The sequence below is a fragment of the Allobosea sp. P4_C6 genome (assembly GCF_056402015.1).
Window position 1 is genome coordinate 1 of the sequence record NZ_JBFUIF010000027.1, and the last position, 18,642, is coordinate 18,642.

General features: G+C 65.4%; 18 protein-coding genes and 1 tRNA gene. 11 read left to right on the forward strand and 8 right to left on the reverse strand.

The window, feature by feature from the left end:
* From AC1DVA_RS18540 to AC1DVA_RS18560, 5 genes are all read right to left on the reverse strand, one after another.
* The coding region (locus AC1DVA_RS18540; protein ID WP_476806855.1) for a TRAP transporter large permease subunit at positions 1-305 on the reverse strand (305 nt) is incomplete at its 3' end.
* On the reverse strand, positions 302-898 hold the full coding sequence (locus AC1DVA_RS18545) for a TRAP transporter small permease subunit (protein WP_476806856.1): 597 nt from the start codon (positions 896-898) through the stop codon (positions 302-304). The genes AC1DVA_RS18545 and AC1DVA_RS18540, both read right to left, overlap by 4 nt.
* A gap of 58 nt (positions 899-956) precedes the next feature.
* Positions 957-1,994: a TRAP transporter substrate-binding protein gene (locus AC1DVA_RS18550; RefSeq protein ID WP_476806857.1), complete on the reverse strand. Its 1,038-nt coding sequence runs from the start codon at positions 1,992-1,994 to the stop codon at positions 957-959.
* Between the two features lie 119 nt (positions 1,995-2,113).
* Complete coding sequence (locus tag AC1DVA_RS18555) at positions 2,114-2,884, reverse strand: aspartate/glutamate racemase family protein (RefSeq protein ID WP_476806858.1); 771 nt, start codon at positions 2,882-2,884, stop codon at positions 2,114-2,116.
* A gap of 281 nt (positions 2,885-3,165) precedes the next feature.
* Positions 3,166-3,879, reverse strand: coding sequence for a GntR family transcriptional regulator (locus tag AC1DVA_RS18560; protein ID WP_476806859.1), 714 nt, complete (start codon positions 3,877-3,879; stop codon positions 3,166-3,168).
* Positions 3,880-4,189: 310 nt separating this feature from the next.
* Here AC1DVA_RS18560 and AC1DVA_RS18565 point away from each other — a divergent pair, with 310 nt between their 5' ends.
* The 7 genes from AC1DVA_RS18565 (at position 4,190) to AC1DVA_RS18595 (ending at position 11,269) form a co-directional block, all read left to right on the forward strand.
* Entirely contained in the window at positions 4,190-5,029 is an 840-nt protein-coding gene (locus tag AC1DVA_RS18565) for an ABC transporter permease (RefSeq protein ID WP_476806860.1), read from the forward strand.
* Positions 5,029-5,832 carry an ABC transporter permease gene (locus AC1DVA_RS18570; protein WP_476806861.1) on the forward strand — a complete coding sequence of 268 codons (804 nt, stop codon included), beginning with the start codon at positions 5,029-5,031 and terminating at the stop codon, positions 5,830-5,832. The genes AC1DVA_RS18565 and AC1DVA_RS18570 overlap by 1 nt, the downstream gene beginning before the upstream one ends.
* A gap of 72 nt (positions 5,833-5,904) precedes the next feature.
* A complete protein-coding gene (locus tag AC1DVA_RS18575; RefSeq protein WP_476806862.1) occupies positions 5,905-6,987 on the forward strand; it encodes an extracellular solute-binding protein in 1,083 nt (360 codons plus the stop codon).
* A gap of 5 nt (positions 6,988-6,992) precedes the next feature.
* Complete coding sequence (locus AC1DVA_RS18580; protein WP_476806863.1) at positions 6,993-8,105, forward strand: ABC transporter ATP-binding protein; 1,113 nt, start codon at positions 6,993-6,995, stop codon at positions 8,103-8,105.
* Entirely contained in the window at positions 8,105-8,863 is a 759-nt protein-coding gene (locus AC1DVA_RS18585; protein ID WP_476806864.1) for a maleate cis-trans isomerase family protein, read from the forward strand. The genes AC1DVA_RS18580 and AC1DVA_RS18585 overlap by 1 nt, the downstream gene beginning before the upstream one ends.
* Complete coding sequence (locus AC1DVA_RS18590) at positions 8,860-10,398, forward strand: amidohydrolase family protein (RefSeq protein ID WP_476806865.1); 1,539 nt, start codon at positions 8,860-8,862, stop codon at positions 10,396-10,398. Before AC1DVA_RS18585 ends, AC1DVA_RS18590 begins: the two co-directional genes overlap by 4 nt.
* A gap of 1 nt (position 10,399) precedes the next feature.
* Positions 10,400-11,269: a polysaccharide deacetylase family protein gene (locus tag AC1DVA_RS18595; RefSeq protein ID WP_476806866.1), complete on the forward strand. Its 870-nt coding sequence runs from the start codon at positions 10,400-10,402 to the stop codon at positions 11,267-11,269.
* Between the two features lie 659 nt (positions 11,270-11,928).
* Here AC1DVA_RS18595 and AC1DVA_RS18600 read toward each other — a convergent pair.
* From AC1DVA_RS18600 to mnmA, 3 genes are all read right to left on the reverse strand, one after another.
* Positions 11,929-12,005 (reverse strand) — tRNA-Met (locus AC1DVA_RS18600).
* Between the two features lie 69 nt (positions 12,006-12,074).
* The gene (locus tag AC1DVA_RS18605; RefSeq protein ID WP_476806867.1) at positions 12,075-12,731 is read right to left on the reverse strand and encodes a class I SAM-dependent methyltransferase; all 657 of its coding nucleotides are present in this window, start codon (positions 12,729-12,731) and stop codon (positions 12,075-12,077) included.
* A gap of 28 nt (positions 12,732-12,759) precedes the next feature.
* Entirely contained in the window at positions 12,760-13,944 is a 1,185-nt protein-coding gene (mnmA, locus tag AC1DVA_RS18610; RefSeq protein WP_265054482.1) for a tRNA 2-thiouridine(34) synthase MnmA, read from the reverse strand.
* Positions 13,945-14,201: 257 nt separating this feature from the next.
* Between mnmA and fliK the strand changes: the two genes are divergently transcribed.
* The 4 genes from fliK (at position 14,202) to fliF (ending at position 18,637) form a co-directional block, all read left to right on the forward strand.
* Positions 14,202-15,680, forward strand: coding sequence for a flagellar hook-length control protein FliK (gene fliK / locus AC1DVA_RS18615; RefSeq protein WP_265054481.1), 1,479 nt, complete (start codon positions 14,202-14,204; stop codon positions 15,678-15,680).
* A gap of 15 nt (positions 15,681-15,695) precedes the next feature.
* Positions 15,696-16,361, forward strand: a complete 666-nt coding sequence (locus AC1DVA_RS18620) for a flagellar hook assembly protein FlgD (protein WP_265054480.1) — start codon at positions 15,696-15,698, stop codon at positions 16,359-16,361.
* 107 nt (positions 16,362-16,468) lie between these two features.
* Positions 16,469-16,744, forward strand: a complete 276-nt coding sequence (gene sciP / locus AC1DVA_RS18625; protein ID WP_038359348.1) for a CtrA inhibitor SciP — start codon at positions 16,469-16,471, stop codon at positions 16,742-16,744.
* A gap of 201 nt (positions 16,745-16,945) precedes the next feature.
* Positions 16,946-18,637, forward strand: a complete 1,692-nt coding sequence (gene fliF, locus AC1DVA_RS18630; RefSeq protein ID WP_265054479.1) for a flagellar basal-body MS-ring/collar protein FliF — start codon at positions 16,946-16,948, stop codon at positions 18,635-18,637.
* The last annotated feature ends 5 nt before the right edge of the window (positions 18,638-18,642 follow it).

Below are 18,642 nucleotides of genomic sequence, written 5' to 3' on the forward strand. Positions count from 1 at the left end.
TTAGTATGCAGCAATCCGCCCGGTAGCCGGTTCAGCCAAGGGGCGATCGCGCCATACATCTTGTCCGTCATGCCGGAACGGACGAGAATCTCGCCGAGCAGAATGTAGAGTGGGATCGAGAGCAGGATGTAGTCCTCCATCGCGCTCCAGAGTTGGCTGCCATAGATCGCCAAAGGCACGCCATCGACATAGACGAGGATCGCAAGGAGAGCGGTCAGGAAGAGCGCGGTCGCGACATGCAGCCCGAGAAAGAGCAGGCCGACCATGCCGAGGAACCCGGCGGCGACAGTCCAGATGCCGATCATCGCGTGCTCTCCATCGCGGGGGCCAGGCTGCCCTGCGTCTCTATCTCGATCTGCTCTTGGATCGAGGGTGGTCCGTAGAGCACGTCGAGCCGGCGGCGGTCGCGCCCGAGCAGCAAGGCAGCATGCACGGCGCTAGCGGCCGAAACGCCGGCAAAAACGACAAGGCCGAAAAGCCAGAGCGACTGCGGAATCCAGAGCGGGGTCTGCAGCGGAGTGCTGGCATGCGCCTGCCAGCGTAGCGTATCGGCGAGCACGCCCCAGCCCTGCCAGGCAGAGAAGATGGCAAGCGCCGCGAGCGTGATGGCGGCGACGACATTCAGGACCGACTGGAGCCACGAGGGGAAGCGCGGGAAGAGGAAGTCGACGCGGGAATGGGCCCGACTGAGAAGCGCCGCCGAGAAGCCCCAACTGCTGACGACGGCGAGAAGATAGGCGCCGACCTCGTTGATGCCCTGGATCGAGGAGCCGAGCTGGCGCGCTGCGATCTCGTAGACCGTGGCCAGGCAGATTCCGATCAGGGCCCACCCCATGACGATCTGCATCACGCGGACAGTCGGGCCAGCGAAACGCTGGATCGGATTGTCGGGGGGCATGATTCGATCTCCCGGAAACATAGGCCGGGTGCCCATGACGGGCGCCCGGCGGAACTGGTCAGCGCGGAATGGCGACGCCGAGACTCTTGCCGATCGAGTCGTTCCAAACCTTGACGCAGTCGGGATAGCTCGCGTTGCAGCGCCCGCCCCATTCGCCCAGGATCTTCTCCTGCGAGATCGTCTTCACACGCGTCCTGTCGGCTTCTGAAACCCTGACCGGCGTCATCTTGTACGCGGTGTAGAGGCCGCCGGCGGGGCAGGCGCCGCCGGTCGAGCAGGCAAAGGCGGTATCATTCGTGCTGGTTGCGAGATCCCACAGGTCATTCTCGAGCTTCTTGAAGGCCGCTTCGAGCTGCGCCTTCTTGTCGGCCGGCATCGCGTTCCACCAGGCGACGTTGACGAGATGGGCCTGGATCGAGCCGGAGACGGAGAGCGGCATCAGGTGGTTCGTCACCTCCGGCCATTTGCCGGTGTTCGCCGAGGTCGGCGAGGTAACGCCGCATTGCGCGACGCCGCGCTCAAGCGCTGGATAGACTTCCGGGAAGGAGAGTGTCACCGGCGTGGCGCCGAGATCGGTCAGGAGTGCCGACATTGAGGCGGTGAACGAACGGACTTTGAGGCCCTTCAGGTCGGCGAGCGTCGTGATCGGCTTGTTGCAGAAGAAGACCTGCGGGCCGAACGGCCAAATGGCGACTGCCTTGACGCCGAAGCGCTGCTCGAGGCGGGCGTTGATGGGAGCGCGATATGCGTCGACAGCTTTGCGCAGGTCCGTCATGTCGGTCGAGACGCCGATCAGGTCGATGCCTTCCAGGAACGGGTCGTCCTTGGCGACGCTGCCGATCTGTGTCGAGACGACCTGGAAGCCGCCCTGGCTGGCGAGGCGCAGCGCGTCGGCGAGGTTGAGACCAAGGACTTGGAACTCGTTGCGCTGGACGGTGATCCCGGCCGCCCCCACGGCCGCGATCGCGGCCGCCTCGGCAGGGTACTGCGCCTGGTGCTGCTGGCTCTGGGTCAGCCAGCGCGTCGTCTGTGCGCTGGCCGGCTGGCTGGCGGCGAGCAGGCCAGCGGCAAGGAGGCATTTCAGTACGGCGTGCATGGCAAACTCCTTCAGTTTCGTTCAGGTGGTTGAGGTGGAAGGCAATGCGCGCGCCGTAGCCGCGATGCTGCCGGCTCGGCAGGTATCGAGCAGTCCGGCATCACGGATAGCCATCGCGCTCATGCTCTGTCGGAAACCAATTGCGGCAGGGGGCGCGAGGCCGGCTTGCCACCCGCGATAAGCGCGGCCAGATCGGCATCAATATCTTGAGCGGCGCCGAGCGGTCGAATGGAACGGGGCGCGATGGCCGTTTTCGTCAGTCTGAGCGCGGCCGCCACGGCTGGCGCCGCTCCGTCGAGGATCGGCATCGGAAGGCGAGGTTGCAGACGGCGAGCGATGCCGACGACGGCTGCGCCACAAACCACCACGGCTTGCATGCCGCGTTCGGCAAGATGCAGAGCCGCGGCCACAACGGCATCATCGAGGTTCCCGGACAAATAGCCGCTGGTATCCTCGACCTCGACGGTCTCCATCCTGTCGGCTGGGACGCCGTAGAGCGCCAGCCGCTCGGCGTAGAGCGGCATACTGACGCTGCCGAAGGTGATGACACCCACCTCCCCATGCGCGCGGGCTGCGATGATCGCCGCCTCGGTCATGCCGATCACCGGCACGGGCATGAGGTCGCGCGCGGCCTCGAGCGCCGTATCGAAGGAGATCGCGAGGATCACCGCGTCATAGCCGCCCCCGTGCCGGGCAAGCAGCTCCAGCGCTGCATGCGCCGCGATCACATTTTCGGCCAGGCTCGAAACGATGCCGGCGCCGAACCGGCCCGTCGCTCCGTCGAGCGTCGCGGTATTCGGCAAGCTGCGGCGCGCCTCCGTGAGGAAGCGCGCCGTCACCGTGACGGAGGTGTTGGGGTTGATGGCGAGCAGCCGGATGCCGAATGTCATGTCGGCAATGATCGGCCAGATTATCGACAATTCAAGCCGTTATAGTAATCGCAGAATTCACTAGATTGCCAAATAAAGCGGCAGAAATCTTAATCTAGCCTCCCGTCGATCGACGCGAAGGGGGCGTCGCCCAATCTTTAAGCGGACGGCGCCTGACTGGAATTCACGTTCGAGAATCGCGGTTGGCCCTGCTAATATCCGAAACCCGCCGCTATGGATGGCTTCAGGCAATTTGCTGCGAAGCCAGACTCATGGTGGCGTGACTGCTCATGCCCAGGATATCAGGGCCGAGACTTCGGCTTCGCAGTCGCGAACAACTTGCCGAGATCGACCACTTTTCGCGTATCGCGGTCGAGATCGAGGCGCTCTTCGACATTGCCGAGATGCTCATCCATCAGCGCGACGGCCTTCTCAGGATCCGCAGCAGATAGTGCCTGTAGGATAAGACTGTGCTCGTGGTGCGAGCAACTGGGCTGACCCGGCCGCTCATAGACGAGGATGACCAAGGCTTCGCGGGTTATCAGCTCGCGGAGGAATCGCAACAGGATCGTATTCCCGGCAATCTCGGCCATGAGCAGATGGAACTCGCCCGATAGCCGGACCATCTCGTTCCATTTCCGGCCGGCCTCGGCCTCGACCTCCCGGGCGATATGGCGCTTGAGGGCGGCAACATCTGGGGTCGATAGCTTGCCGGCGAGCAGCCGCACGATAGTGGCCTCGATACCGCGCCGTGCCGCAAAGATCTCGCGAGCCTCCCGCGGTGTCGGCTGGAATACCGAGGCGCCCTTGTTCGGTTCGATCGTGACGAGGCCGGCATGGGCAAGTCGCGAGAACACCTTGCGAATGCGCGCCCGGCTGACACCAAAAATCTGGCGCATCTCGTCCTCGCGCAGGCGCGTGCCCGGTGGCAGCTCCTGCGCACCGATTGCGGCATGGATCTTGTCGTAGACGAGGTCGTCCCCGGCCTCGTCCCTGTCGTCCTCACGTTCGACCATCGGTGTCCAGAGCGTTTCAGCGATTGGGCACTGCATATGAATCACACTTGCCTAACACTGCAAAGCACGACTGTCGTGCGATCTGCCTATTATTACGTCTCATGATGCAGCTTTTTGGTGCGTATCCTGGATTGTTTTGTCGATAATCCTGAATTTAATTATCGACATGAGTTGACGGCGCGTCCGTCGACATTTGCGATCGAGGTGGCCGGTGACACTCAGCACGCCGTCAGAACCGATAGCGCCAGCGCTGATGCAAGCGCGCGCCGGAGCTGCGGGCAAGCGGGGCAAAACGCTGGTGCCGGCGCTAATGCTGCTGGGCCCGGTCGTGCTGTTCTTCCTGCTCGTCTTCGTCATCCCGGTTGGGCTGATGGTGCGCTACAGCTTCCTGAAGCAGTTGCCCGACGGCAGTGTGACGGCCCTGCCGACGCTAGCGAACTACATCCGCCTCGCCACGGTCGATCTCTATCGCGGGGTGATGCTGACGACGCTGCGGATCAGCCTCTTCACCACCATCGGCGCGATGCTGCTGGCCTATCCGCTGGCGCTGGTGATCGCGCGCGGTCCGGTCTGGCTCGGCCGCCTGATCACGGTGCTGGTGATCGCGCCGCTGCTCGTCAATGTGGTGGTGCGCGCTTATGGCTGGCGGATCATCCTGGCCAACGGCCCCAATGGCGTCCTGAACTGGGCCTTGTCCTTCCTCGGCTTGGGGCCGGTCGAACTGCTCTACACGGACTGGGCCGTGGTCATCGGCTCGGTGCAGGTCTTCCTGCCGATGATGGTGCTGCCGCTAACCGCTGCGATCGGGCGCATCGATCCGGCTGTCGAGGATGCGGCGCGCACGCTGGGCGGCAACAGCCTTGCCGTGTTTCGCCGGGTGACGCTGCCCCTCAGCCTGCCGGGGCTCGGTGCCGGCTGCACGCTCGTGTTCTCCCTGACCGCGAGTTCCTTCATCCTGCCATCCCTGCTCGGCGGCAGCTTCACCAAGATGCTCGGCACCTTGGTCGAAGAGCAAATCCTGACCGTGTTCGACTGGCCCTTCGGTGCGGCGATCGCGACCGTGATGGTCGTGATCGTGATGGCGATCAACCTCGGCTACATGGCTCTGATCGAGCGCAGTACCCGCACCCGTGCGATGGAGGCCGCGTAATGTCGGAGAGCGGCCTCGGGCGCGCCGCGCCGCTGATCTATGCCCTGACCGCGGTGATCATGATCTTCCTGATGCTGCCGCTGATCCTGCCGATCGCGCTGTCGGTGTCCGACACGCCCTTCGTCACCTTCCCGCCGAAGGGCTTCACGCTCAGTTGGTACGCCAAGGTGCTGGACGAACCCGATTTCACCTCGTCCTTCCGTTTCAGCGTGGGGCTCAGCGCCTCGGCCGCGATCGGGGCGATGCTGCTTGGCACGCCCACCGCCCTCGGGCTGGTGCGGCTGTCCTTTCCCGGCAAGGCGATCGTCCAGGGTCTGGTTCTGTCGCCGCTGATTTTCCCGACGCTGGTGACAGGCATCGCTCTGCTGCGCCTGTTCTCGTCGATCGGCTCGCAGCACGCCTATCTCAACCTCGTCATCGGGCATGTGCTGGTGACGACCCCCTATGTGGTGCGCACCGTCTCGGCGAGCTTGGTCACGGTCGACCCGGGCCTCGAGGAGGCGGCCCGGACTCTCGGGGCCGACCGCGTCACCGCATTCTGGCGGGTGACACGGCCGCAGATCATGCCCGGCCTGATGGCCGGCGCGCTCTTCGCCTTCGTCACCTCCTTCGACAACTACGCCGTCTCGATGTGGCTGTTCGATGCCAGCCATGTGCCCCTGCCGATGATGATGATCTCGCTGATCAGCCGGATGTTCGACCCCGGCATCGCGGCCATCGCCTCGCTGATGATCTTCTTTTCGCTGTTCATGGTGCTGCTGCTCGAAAAGATCGCCGGACTGCGCCGCGCCATGAGCTTCTGACGACGCTCCCTCTAGACCCCTTCGCCTTTCCCAATCGCCGCGGCAGATGCCGCTGATTTCAGGAGCCGTGCCATGACCAAGACCACGATCAGCCGCCGCAGCATCCTCAAGACGGGCGCCGCCGCGGCCGCCGGCCTCGCCGCCCCGAGCTTCTTCGTCCGCAATGCCTGGGCTGCCGGCCAGTCAATGCAGATCGGCATCTGGGGCGGCACGCAGGGTGAGTTCATCCGCCGCAATGTGCTGCCGGCCTTCGAGAAGGAATTCGACTGCAAGGTTGACGCCCAGCAGGGCTCGACGCTGGGGCAGATCGGTTTGCTGCGGGGCGCCAAGGCCGCGCCGAAATTCACGGTAATGTTCATCGACGATCTCGGCGTCGAGATCGCCAAGCGCGAAGACCTGATCGCGGCTCTGCCCAAGGACAAAATGCCGAATCTCGGCAAGGTCTATCCGCGCTTCATCTACAATGACGGCTATGGCGTCGCGCTTGCCGTGTCCTCGGCCGGCCTGTTCTACAACCCGCAGGCGACCAAGCCGCTCGAGAGCTACGCCGATCTGTGGAATCCGCGCTTTGCCCGGAAGTTCTCGATGGTCGGCACCAAGACGACGCCGAGCGTTTTCATGATCATCGCGGCGGCCGCGATTGCCACCGGCAAGCCGTACAAGGAGGCGCAGTATCTCGCCGATGCCGCCTGGCCGAAGCTCGCTGAGCTGAAGCCCAATGTGCTCAACCTCTACAGCACCGACGATGCGGCGCTGCTGGTCGCCCAGGGCCAGGGTTCGATCGGCGGCCCCGAATATTCCAAGTATGTCTATCCGTACAAGTTGAAGGGCGCGCCGATCGAGATGTGCTTCCCGAAGGAGGGCGCCTTTGCCGGCGTGAATTGCCAGGTGCTGGTCAAGAATGCGCCCGCCGCCGATCTCGGCGCCGCCTTCATGAACCGCATGCTCGAGCCTGCGGTGCAGCAGGGTCTGGCCGAGGCGGCGCTGGCCGCTCCCGCCATCGGCGGCCTGTCGTTCAAGCCCGAGATCGCCGGCCTGCTGGCCTATCCCGACACCAAGATGGATGAACTCGGCCTGTTCAGCCCGGACTGGGCCTATGTCAACTCGGTCCGCTCCGACTGGATCGAGAAGATCAGCCAGATCTTCACGGCCTGACGATCATGGCTCAGCCACGCGCAAAGGCGACGGACATCGCCGTCGAGGATGTCCAGAAGAGCTACGGCTCCATGCTCGCCGTCCGCGGCGTGACCTTCGACATCGAGCCGGGGCATGTCCTGTCCCTGCTCGGCCCCTCCGGCTGCGGCAAGACCACGATCATGCGGATGATCGCGGGGCTGATCGACCCGTCGGCGGGAGATATCCGGATCGGCGGGCGCTCCGTGACGGGCACCCCCGTGCATCGCCGCAATATCGGCATGCTGTTCCAGAACTACGCATTGTTTCCGCATCTGACCGTGGCGAAAAACCTCGCCTTCGGCTTGGAAATGCGCAAGGTGCCGGCCGCAGACATCGCCCGGCGTGTCGCCGAGACGCTGGCGCTGGTCCAGCTCTCGGCCTTCGCCGAGCGCCTGCCGCATCAGCTCTCGGGCGGGCAGCAGCAGCGTGTCGGACTGGCGCGGGCACTGATCGTCGAGCCTTCCGTGCTGCTGCTCGACGAGCCCTTCGGGGCGCTCGACAAGAAGCTGCGCGAGAGCATGCAGATCGAGATGCGCCAGCTCCAGCAAAGGCTCGGCATCACGACGCTGATGGTGACGCATGACCAGGACGAGGCGCTGACGCTGTCGGACCGGATCGCGGTGATGAACAATGGTCGCATCGAGCAGATCGGCGCGCCCAAGGAGATCTATGAGAGGCCGGCGACGCGCTTCGTCGCGAGCTTCATCGGCACCTCGAATTTCTTCACCGGCGCCGTGACGCGGCGTGAGGCCGGCAGCTATCTCGTCACGGCGCAGGACGGAACGACGCTTGCGCTCGACGGCACGCCGCCGGCATCGGGGCAGGCCCTGATCGCGGTGCGGCCGGAATCGGTGCGGATCGCGCTAGCGAAAAGCGAGGATATCGCGCCCAACCAGAGCCGGATGACCGTCGAGCAGGTCGTCTATCACGGCGTCAATACGCATTTCTATCTGCGCCGCGCCAATGGCGAGCCATTGATCGCGGTGCGCCAGAACGATGTCGCCGATGATGCAGCCGCGCCGATCGCGGCCGGCAGCGAGGTGCTGGCAAGCTGGGCTGCGGACCGCAACCGCCTGCTGCTGGACGATGCCGCGTGATGGCGATCACTCTCCCCTCGCTACGCCCCGATCACCGTACGGCGATCGCGATGATCACGCCCTCGGCCAATCTCGTGGTCGAGCGGGTAACGAACGCGATCCTGGCCGATTTTCCGGAGGTCTCGGGGCATTTCTCGCGCACGCCGGTCTTCGGCGCCAAGGATCTCTTCCCCTACGATTATGACTGGGACGGCATGCTCGGCGCGGCCCGGCTGCTCGCCCATGCCAGGCCCGACATCATTGTCTGGAACGGCAGCAAGGGCGCCAATCTCGGCTTCCCCATCGATGACGAATTGTGCCGCCGGATCACCAGCGAGACCGCGATCCCGGCGACGACATCGACGATCGCCCTGCAAGCCGCCCTGGCGCATTTCGGGGCGAGGCGGATCGCGTTGGTCTCGCCCTATGGTGCCGCCTACCAGGAGAGGCTGATCGGCCGCTTCCGCGCCGAGGGCCTCGACGTCGCCGCGGAGGCCCATGCGGGAATCGCCGATAATCTCGACTTCGCGGCCATGTCCGACGAGGCCATCGCGGCGATGATGCGGGAGGTCGCGGCGGCGCGGCCCGACGCGATCCTGAGCTGGTGCACCAACATGCCGGCTGCCTATGTCGTCGATGGGCTGGAGCGGGAATTCGGCATCCCGATCCTCGATTCGACGACGCTGGCGGTCTGGCATGCGCTCCACCTGACCGGAGCGCTCGATGGCCGGGGCCGCCGCTGGGGGCGGCTCTTCGAGATCCTGAGCCGATCGCGATGAGCACGCTGTTCCGCAACGTTCACATCCTCGACCTCGCCTGCGAAATCGGCATGACGCCGGCCAGTGATCTGCTGGTCGAGGGCGATCGCATCAGTGCCATCGGCCCGGATGCAATGCGGCTGGCGCCGCGCGATGCGCGCATCATCGACGGCTACGGCAAGCTGCTTCTGCCGGGGCTGATCAACGCGCATTTTCACTCGCCTGTGAACCATATGAAGGGCCGGCTCGACAGCCTGCCGCTCGAGATCTTCATGCTTTATGAGAGCCCGGCGCTGGAAGCGCTGCGGCCGACCCCGCGCGAGGCCTATGTCCGGACCCAGCTCGCCTGCGCCGAGATGCTGAAGGCCGGTGTCACAGCCGTGCAGGACGACGCTTTCTTCGTGCCGGAACCGACGACGGAGATCATCGACGCCGTGATGCGGGCCTATGCCGACAGCGGCATTCGCGCCACCGTCGCCCTTGACGAGCCCAATCTGCCCGAACTGGACAAGCTGCCTTTCCTCGCCGAGCTGCTGCCAAGCGACCTGCGGGCCGAACTGGAAAAGCCGCGCGCCTTCGGAACGGCGGATTTGCTGGCGATGTACGGCCATCTGATCTCGCGCTGGCATGGGGCGCGGGGCGGGCGCCTCCGCGCGGCCGTCTCGTGCTCGGCGCCGCAACGAGTCTCGCCTGATTATGCGGAAGCGCTCGCCGAGCTGAGCCGCGGCCATGGGCTGCCGTTCTATGCGCATATGCTGGAGACAAAGCTTCAGCGCGTGCTGAGCCAGGAGCAGCCTCGTCTGCGCGGGCGCTCGCTGGTCGGCCATGCCGCCGATCTCGGCATTCTCTCGGAGCGGCTCAACATCATCCACGCCATTTGGGTCGACGATGCCGATCTCGACCTGATTGCCGGAGCCGGGGCGGTGATCGCACACAACCCGATCAGCAATCTCAGGCTGGGCAGCGGCGTGATGCCGTTCCGGCGCATTCGTGATCGCGGCATCCCGATTTGCCTCGGCACGGACGAAGCCATCGCCGACGACGCCGTCAACATGTGGGCCGTCGCCAAGATGGCAGGGCTGATCCACAATATCTCCGGTCCCGACTACGAAAGCTGGCCGAATGCCGGCGAATTCCTCGACTGCCTGTTCAAGGGTGGCGCCCGCGCCATGGGGTTGCAGGACGAACTCGGCGTCCTGGCGCCCGGCCGGCTGGCCGACCTCGTCATGCTCGATCTCGACACGCATGCCTTCACGCCGCTGAACGATCTGCGCCGACAACTCGTCTATTGCGAAAATGGCAGCTCGGTTCGCCTGACGATGGTCGCGGGCTCGATCGTCTACGAGGAAGGCGGGATCGCGACCATGGACGAGGCAGCCTTGCGCGCCGAGGCGCGCGAGCTGTTCTCCCGCCGCAAGCCAACGCTCGAACTGGCTGCGCAGGCAGCCGAGCGTTGGCTGCCGCATTACCGCGCCATGTATGCCACGGCCTGCGCCCGTGACGTCGGCATGAACCGCTGGCTCGGCGATGCCGCGCCCCGCCACCAGGACATCTGAGATGCTCGCCACACACGGACGCTACGGTTATTCGGCGATCAAGGAGCGGCCAACCTATCGCTGGCCCAATGGCGCCGGTCTTGCGGTTTATGTCGCTGTCGGCGTCGAGGAATACGCCTTCGGCGAGGGGCTGACCGAGGATCTGCTGCCCGGCGCCTCCAAGCCCGATCTCGTCAACACCTCCTGGCGCGATTATGGTAACCGCGTCGGCGCGTTTCGCCTGTTCGATCGCCTCAAGAGCTTCGGCGTCAGGCCGGCCGTGCTGCTGAACACCGCCATCTATGATCACGCGCCAGCGGTTATCGCGGCAGCCCGCGAGGCCGGGGCGGAGTTCGTCGCGCATGGCATCAGCAACTCGGACAGCCTCGCGACGATGAACCCGCAGGAGGAGGTGGCTTACATCCGCGCGGTCCATGAGCGCATCGCGAGCGAGGAAGGCCAGCCGCCCACGGGCTGGTCGAGCCCCTGGCTGGCGCACAGCCCGGTGACGCTCGATCTGCTCGCGGATCAGGGCTTCAGCTATGTCGCCGATTTCCGCATGGACGATCAACCCGTCTGGCTCAATACGGAGAGCGGCAGGCTGATGGCCATGCCCTATGCGCTGGAGCTCAACGATAGCTCTACCATCATCGGGCGTCAGGCCAGCGCCCGCGAATTCGCCGAGATGATCATCGACGAGTTCGACGAGATGATGGAAGCCTCGCGAGAACAGCCGTTGGTCATGAGCGTCGTGGTCCACTCATTCATCTCCGGCCAGCCGTTCCGCCTGCGCGCCTTGACCCGCGCGTTGGAGCATATCGCTTCCAGGAGCGACGAGATCTGGCTGACCCGTCCCGGCGACATCGCGTCATGGATTGAGCATCAGGGATAATTGGTCAGCCAGCTGCACGGCGTGCTTGCATAAGTTGCGTGCTGCCTCCGGCCAGGGCCGATCGTGATCGACACTGCCCGACAGCGGACCGTCCTGATTTCGGCTATGGGCCACACCTCAATCTTCGGACATTGCGCCGCGGATGTCTCGATTGGGTCGATTTTGCCCCTTCGATCCCGGTCCGGAAGCTGACGTTCTGAGCATCACGAGCCATCAACGCGCGCGTAGCTTAGGCCGAGCTGGGCGCTCAGCTGGGCATTCCCTCCCTAAACCGGCGGCGCCCATTCCCGGGTGTTATTTCCAATGGCGATATTGCATAATCTGGCGAGCCAAATGATCTGATTGATTGCAGATTACCGATTAAAAAGCGGTCGGACCTTGATGCAGCCGCTACCAAGGCAGCGCAATTAGCCGCGATTCTTACGAATCCCCATCAATTGAGACGACGTTCATGCAGTCCAACGAAGCGCGCGAAGGTGATCAACATTCCGGGAAAAATCCAGCGGACTGTGTTGCGGCGATGTTGCATGGACCTGCCGGGGCCATGTCGTAAGCCGTTGAAATCAATCGAACCCTGTTGCGCGCCGATGTAGCACCAAAACACGGTCTGTTCTCGCAGGGCGGGAGGCTTATCTCGTTGATATTGTTTGGAAATTGAATGGTAGCGGGAGAGGGACTTGAACCCCCGACACGCGGATTATGATTCCGCTGCTCTAACCAGCTGAGCTACCCCGCCACAGACATCGTGGCCGGCTGCGCCGGCCCCGTCGTCGAGGCGCGATATAGGCGTCGCGGTGCGGTCGCGTCAAGCCTCGGATCGCGACTTATCGGCAGAAGCGAGCTTGCGCAGCCGGACGACCTTGAAATAGCCGCGCCCGACATGGACCGTTTCATAGCGCCCCGTCGCCTTCGCCCAATCGGTCAGGCGGCTGACCTTGAAATCCGAACTCCAGCCGATGGCCTTGGACACGGGCGCAAGCGCGCTCCAGAACGGAGCGAGGAGGCCGCCATCGTCGACGAGGCGGCTCGACACGATGATCTCGCCGCCCGGCTTCAGCACGCGGTCCATCTCGGCGAGGGCCTGCTCGGGATCGGGCACGAGGGTGATCACGAACTGTGCGGTGACGGCGTCGAACTGCTCGGCGTCGAAGCCGAGCCGGCAGGCGTCCATCACCATCAAACCGCGCACATGATCGAGCTTCTGACTCGTGACCTTGCGATGCGCCACCTTGAGCATGTCGAGCGAGAGGTCGGCACCGAGGACGCGCGAATTCGGTGTGAAGTAGGGCAGGGTGAGGCCCGTGCCGACGCCGATTTCGAGGATATCCGGGCCGCAGGCGCAGGCCGCGGCCACGGCTTCCCGCTGCGGGCGCGCCAGCATGCCCTGATAGATCTTGTCGTAGAATTTGGCCCAGGTCGCGTAGACGCGCTTCTGGCCGTCGAGATCGTAAGGCACCGGCATGGCGTGGAGGGTCCGAGCGGAAGGGCGGTCAGGACAGGGCGAGCGCGGCCTGCGCGGAGGCGGCCGGCAGCACGAGCGGGCGGCGCAGGATCGTGCCGCCGCCGAGGACGCGGGAGCCGGGGCCGGCATCGGCATAGATCACGCAGGCCTGGCCGGGCGAAACGCCTTCCTCGTCGCTGACGAGTTCGATGCGCAGGCCTTCTTCGTCGCGGAACAGGCGGGCCTCGCGCGGCGCGCGGGTCGAGCGGACGCGCACGGCTACGTCGAGCCCTGCCAGTGGCAGGTCGTCGAGGGCGGTTTCGCCGAGCCAGTTCAGGTCGCGCAGGCGGATCTCGCGCACGCTCAGCGCCTCGCGCGGGCCGACGATGACGCGGGCGTCGTCGGCATCCAGCCGGAGCACGTAAAGCGGTTCCGTCGCGCTGATGCCGAGGCCCTTGCGCTGGCCGACGGTGTAGTGGAGCACGCCGTCATGATGGCCGAGGACGCGCCCGTCGAGATGGACGATGTCGCCGGGCCGGGCCGCACCGGGCTTCAGCCGCTCGATGACATCGGCATAGCGCCCGTTCGGCACGAAGCAGATGTCCTGGCTGTCGGGCTTGTCGGCGATGGCGAGGCCGAGTTCGGCGGCGAGAGCGCGGGTCTGCGCCTTGTCGATATGGCCGAGCGGGAAGCGCAGCAGGTCGAGCTGCTCCTGCGTCGTGGCATAGAGGAAATAGCTCTGGTCGCGGCTGGCGTCGGCGGCGCGGAAGAGACCGCGATGATCGTTGCCGAGATCGCGGCTGACGACATAATGGCCGGTCGCCAGCGCGTCGGCTCCAAGCTCCTTCGCCAGATCGAGCAGGTCACGGAACTTCACGGTGCGGTTGCATTCGACGCAGGGGATCGGTGTCTCACCTGCGAGGTAGCTTTCGGCGAAGCGCTCGATCACCGCATCGCGGAAGCGGCTTTCGTAATCGAGCACATAGTGCGGAATGCCAATCGCCTCCGCGACGCGGCGGGCGTCGTGGATGTCCTGGCCGGCGCAGCAGGCGCCGGCGCGGTGGACGGCGGCACCGTGGTCGTAAAGCTGGAGCGTCACGCCGATGACGTCGTAGCCCTCTCGCTTGAGCAGGGCCGCCACCACGGAGGAATCGACGCCGCCCGACATCGCCGCGACGACGCGCGTCGCCGCGGGCGGCTTGGCGATGTCGAGAGAGTTGCGGGTCGTCGTCATCGTCGGCGGAGGTGTCCGTGCTCGGGAAATCGAAGGCGCGGTTGCGCGCGCATCTGCCGGCTCTATACCGGCTTTGGCCGGATGCTGCCAGCGGGATCGGCAAATCCTGCCGGTTGGCGGCTTCTGCGCGGGCGCTTCTTGCCGCGACTATGTGGGGCGCATCCCGCTAAGATATTGATTTTGAACGCTTCGGTTCTGGCTTGCAACTTGCTGGATTGGCGGGCGGGCGAGTTGTTGCCCGCGCCGCGGAACCGTTCATGTCGATCCAGCCTGTCATCACCAATCAGCGAGCTTCGGAAGTTTCCGCCTCGCGCCGTCGCGGCGGTGCGGATGAGGGCGGAGAGGCCTTTGCCCTGCCGGAGCAGAAGGAAGGCGAGGTTGCGGACGCCGAGAAGGGCGACACCGCCAAAGCCGCAGAAAAGATCGCCGTGATCGAGGAAGCTGCTGCCGCCGGTCAGGCTGAAAAGCCCGCGGTGACGGCGAGCGGGAAGGGCGAGTTCGTCGTCAAGCCGGATATCGCGGTGGCCAAGCCATCCGCGCAACAGCCGGCGGGATCGCAGCCGGAGACGGCCGTGCCGACCACGCGGGCCGATTTTCTCATCGCCATGGCGGCGGCGCAGGCCGAAGCCGCCGCTGCCGCCGGTGCTGCTGGTGAGGGAACGCCGAAGGCCGACGGAAAGCCGGCAGTGCCCGAAGGCGAGGAAAAGGCGGTCGACCGCAAAGACGATAAAGCTGCCGCCGATGGCGCAAGCCAGAACCTGGGCGCGGTGGACATCAAAGTCACCGTCGTGCCGCCGCCCGTTGTTATGCCGGCCCTCGCGCTGCCGGTCGCGACATCTGCTGCCGGCGATGCACCGAAGCAGGCTGAAAAAGCGTCTGCCATTGCTGTGGGCGTCGGAGCAAAGCCCCAACAGGCAGCGCCTCTGACACCCGGCTTCATCGCCCCCGCTCCGGTCTCGGCGGATGCCGCCTCGACGGCTGGAGAGGGCGAAGGAGCCATTGCGTTGGGCAAGGCGACCGTCGATGCCGGGCATGTCGCCGGAGTCAAGAATTCCGAGGAGCAGTTTGCCACCGGCGCCGGCGCCAAGGTGGAGGGGCCAAGCGCGGCCGCTGCGCCGGCGCCCGCCGATCCGAAGCCGCTCGAAAACCTGCAGCAGCTCCTTGGTCCGCTCGATCTGTCGAGCATGCTGCAACAGGCGGGCGGCAAGCCGGGGCAGGACCGCCTCGTCCAGCCGCTCGATCCGAACGTGATGCCCAACGGAGCCGCGACGGCACAATCGCAGGCAAACGCGACCGGCCAGCCGACGCCGATTCATGTCGTGCCGATCGAGATCGGGCTGCGCGCCATGTCCGGCGCGAAGCAGTTCGACATCCGCCTCGATCCCGACGAGCTCGGCCGCGTCGACGTCAACCTGTCGATTTCCGACAAGGGCGAGGTCAGCGCCAGGCTGGTCGTCGACCGCGTCGAGACCCTGCATCTCTTGCAGCGCGATGCCCGCACGCTGGAACGCGCCTTCGAGCAGGCGGGCCTGAAGCCGTCCGACGGCGGCGTCGACATCAGCCTGCGCGACCCTTCCGATCAGTCGGCTTTCCGCCAGAATCGCCAGCATGACGAGGCGCCGCAGCGTCCGCGCCTGCCGCATGGCGCGGAACTGGCTGATGATGCCTCCCTTTCCAACGATCCCGTCCCGCAGCGCCGCCTCGTGCGGCTCGGCGGCGTCGATCTCAGCATCTAAGCGAGGACAAGCGCCATGGCGGTTTCCGGGGCAAGCAGCTCGTCCAGCACATCCAACAACACCACGGTCAACGGTAGCACCTCCGGGATCGCCAACAATTTCGACCAGTTCCTGCTACTGCTGACGACGCAGCTCAAGAACCAGTCGCCGCTGGATCCGCTCGACACCAACCAGTTCACGGCCCAGCTCGTGCAGTTCGCCGGTGTCGAGCAGCAGCTCAAGACCAACGAGACGCTGGGCTCGCTGCTCAGCCTCAGCGCTGCCGGAACGGCGACGAACGCGGTCGGCTTCATCGGCGCCAAGATCACGGCGGACGGCGCCACGACGCGGCTGATCGAGGGCAAGGCCGAGTGGAAGGTCAACATGGCCTCGGCGGGAACCGGAACCGTCACGATCAAGGATTCGAAGGGCAACGTCGTCCAGACCGCCACCAAGACCCTGGTCGCCGGAGACCAGACCTATAGCTGGGACGGCACGACCTCGACCGGCACCAAGGCGCCGGATGGCGAGTACACGATCACGATCGACGCCAAGAACGTCGCGGGCGAGGCCGTCACGGCGAAGACGCAGATCAGCGGCATCGTCGACGGCGTCGATTTCACCTCCTCGATCCCGATGCTGAAGATCGGCTCGATCAGCGTGCCGATCGACAAGGTGAAGAGCGTGGTGCGCAGCGAGTGAGTAAGGGCGAATCAGTCGTGGACATAAGACACGATCGTTTTAGCCAATTTTTAAAACCGGCCTTCTATGCTGCCCTCAGTAGCTCTGTTGAGTTGTGTGAGAGTACCATGACCGAGCCATTGCGACCGCGGGTGAAATACGTGATCGGACCGGACGGAAGTCCGCTGACGATCGCGGATCTCCCGCCGATGAATACAAGGCGCTGGGTCATCCGGCGGAAGGCTGAGGTGGTGGCCGCTGTACGCGGCGGCCTCCTGAGCCTCGAGGAAGCGTGCCAGCGCTACACGCTGACCGTCGACGAGTTCCTGAGCTGGCAGATGTCGATCGACCAGCACGGCCTCGCCGGGCTTCGGACGACCCGGATCCAGCACTACCGCCAATAAGAAACAGATATTTTCGTTTCTTTTCAAAGGCGTCGGCCCCGAAAGGGCCGGCGCTTTTCGCGTTTGCGCGCCATCGCCGTGTGGAAAGTTAATGGCCCGCCCCGAAAAATTAACCGACCGCTAACCATGCACTGGGAAAAACTTGCCTAGTGGGTCGGAGCAGGTGCGCCGTCCCGGCGATTCTGTGGGGCGGATGGCGGCGTGAACGGCCTGATCGAGCAGTTTGCCAAATTCGGCGCGGCGCGGCTGGCCGCCATGCTGGCGGTGACGCTGGCGCTCGTCGGCTTCTTCGGCTTCGTGATGCTGAAGATGTCGCAGCCGGCGATGAGCGTGCTGTTCACGGACCTGTCCAGCCAGGATGTCAGCGCGGTCCTGAAGGATCTCGACACGCGCGGGGTCAAGTACGAGCTGCGCGGCGACGGGCAGACGGTGCTGGTGCCGAAGGCCGATGTGCCGCGCCTGCGCCTCGACCTCGCCGGCAAGGGCATCCCGGCCGGCGGCGGCGTCGGCTACGAAATCTTCGACAAGGGCGACGCCTTCTCCTCGACCAGCTTCGTCCAGAACATCAACCATCTGCGCGCGCTCGAAGGCGAGCTCTCGCGCTCGATCCGCTCGATCAGCCGGGTGCAGGCAGCGCGCGTACATCTCGTCATTCCCGAGCGCCGGCTGTTCGAGCGCGATCGCGAGCCGCCGCGGGCCTCAATCGCGCTCAAGCTCGCCGGGGATCTCGATGCGGCGCAGGTCCGGGCGGTGCGCCATCTCGTCGCCTCGGCCGTCGACGGGCTGAAGCCCGAGCGCGTCTCGATAGTCGACGAGCGCGGCCGTCTGCTCGCCGACGGCGCCCAGAGCGACCAGGGCCTGATCGGGCTCGGCATCGAGGAGCGCCAGACCGCGATCGAGAAGCGCATCAAGTCGCAGGTGGAGGATATCGTCGCCAGCGTCGTCGGCTATGGCCGGGCGCGCATCCAGGTTTCGGCTGCGCTCGACAGCAATCGCGTCGAGAGCCGGTCCGAGAGCTTCGATCCGGAGAGCCGCGTTCTCCGCTCCAGCCAGAACCGCACCGAGAATTCCAGCACCGCCGAAGGCGGCAACGGCGCGGTCACGGTCGGCAACGAGCTGCCGGGCGCCCAGCAGACGCAGGGCACGCAGCAGGCGCAGCGGGAGAACTCCTCGAAGAACGAGGAGGTGGCGAATTACGAGATCTCGCGGACGACCCGCACCGAGGTGCTCGAGGGCGGCCGGGTCAAGAAGCTGTCGGTCGCCGTCCTCGTCGACGGCAATTATACCCGCAGCCCCGCCGGCGAGCTGTCCTACCAGCCGCGCAACGCCGAGGAACTCGACCGCATCGGCGAGCTTGTCCGCACGGCCGTCGGGTTCGACCAGGGTCGCGGCGACAAGGTCGAGGTCGTCAACCTGCGCTTCGCCGAGGCGCCGCCGCCACCGAGCGACGTGGCCGAGCAGACGCTGATGCAGCAACTCCTTTCCTTCACCCGGGAGGACCTGGTCCGCTTCGCCGAGCTCGGGGTGATCTCGCTGCTGACGCTGATCGTGCTGATGACCGTGGTGCGGCCGCTCCTGAAGCAGATCCTGGCTTCAGACAACAGCACCGTGCGGGCGATCCCGTCCTTCATGCGCAATGCGGTTCTGGCCGGACCCGATATCGCGACCGGCGATCCCGCCGGCCCCGGACGTGCGCTCGCCCCGGTCGGCTCCAGTGGGGAAATCGTGGCGGAGGACGTCGAAGGCCCGTCCGAGCGGATGCTGGCGATCGCCCAGATCAAGGGCCAGCTCAAGGCGCAGTCGGTGGAAAAGATCGGGGCGCTGGTCGCGCAGAATCCGGCCGATTCGGTCGCGGTGCTGCGTAGCTGGCTCCACGAAAAAGCCCCGGCGTGACGGGC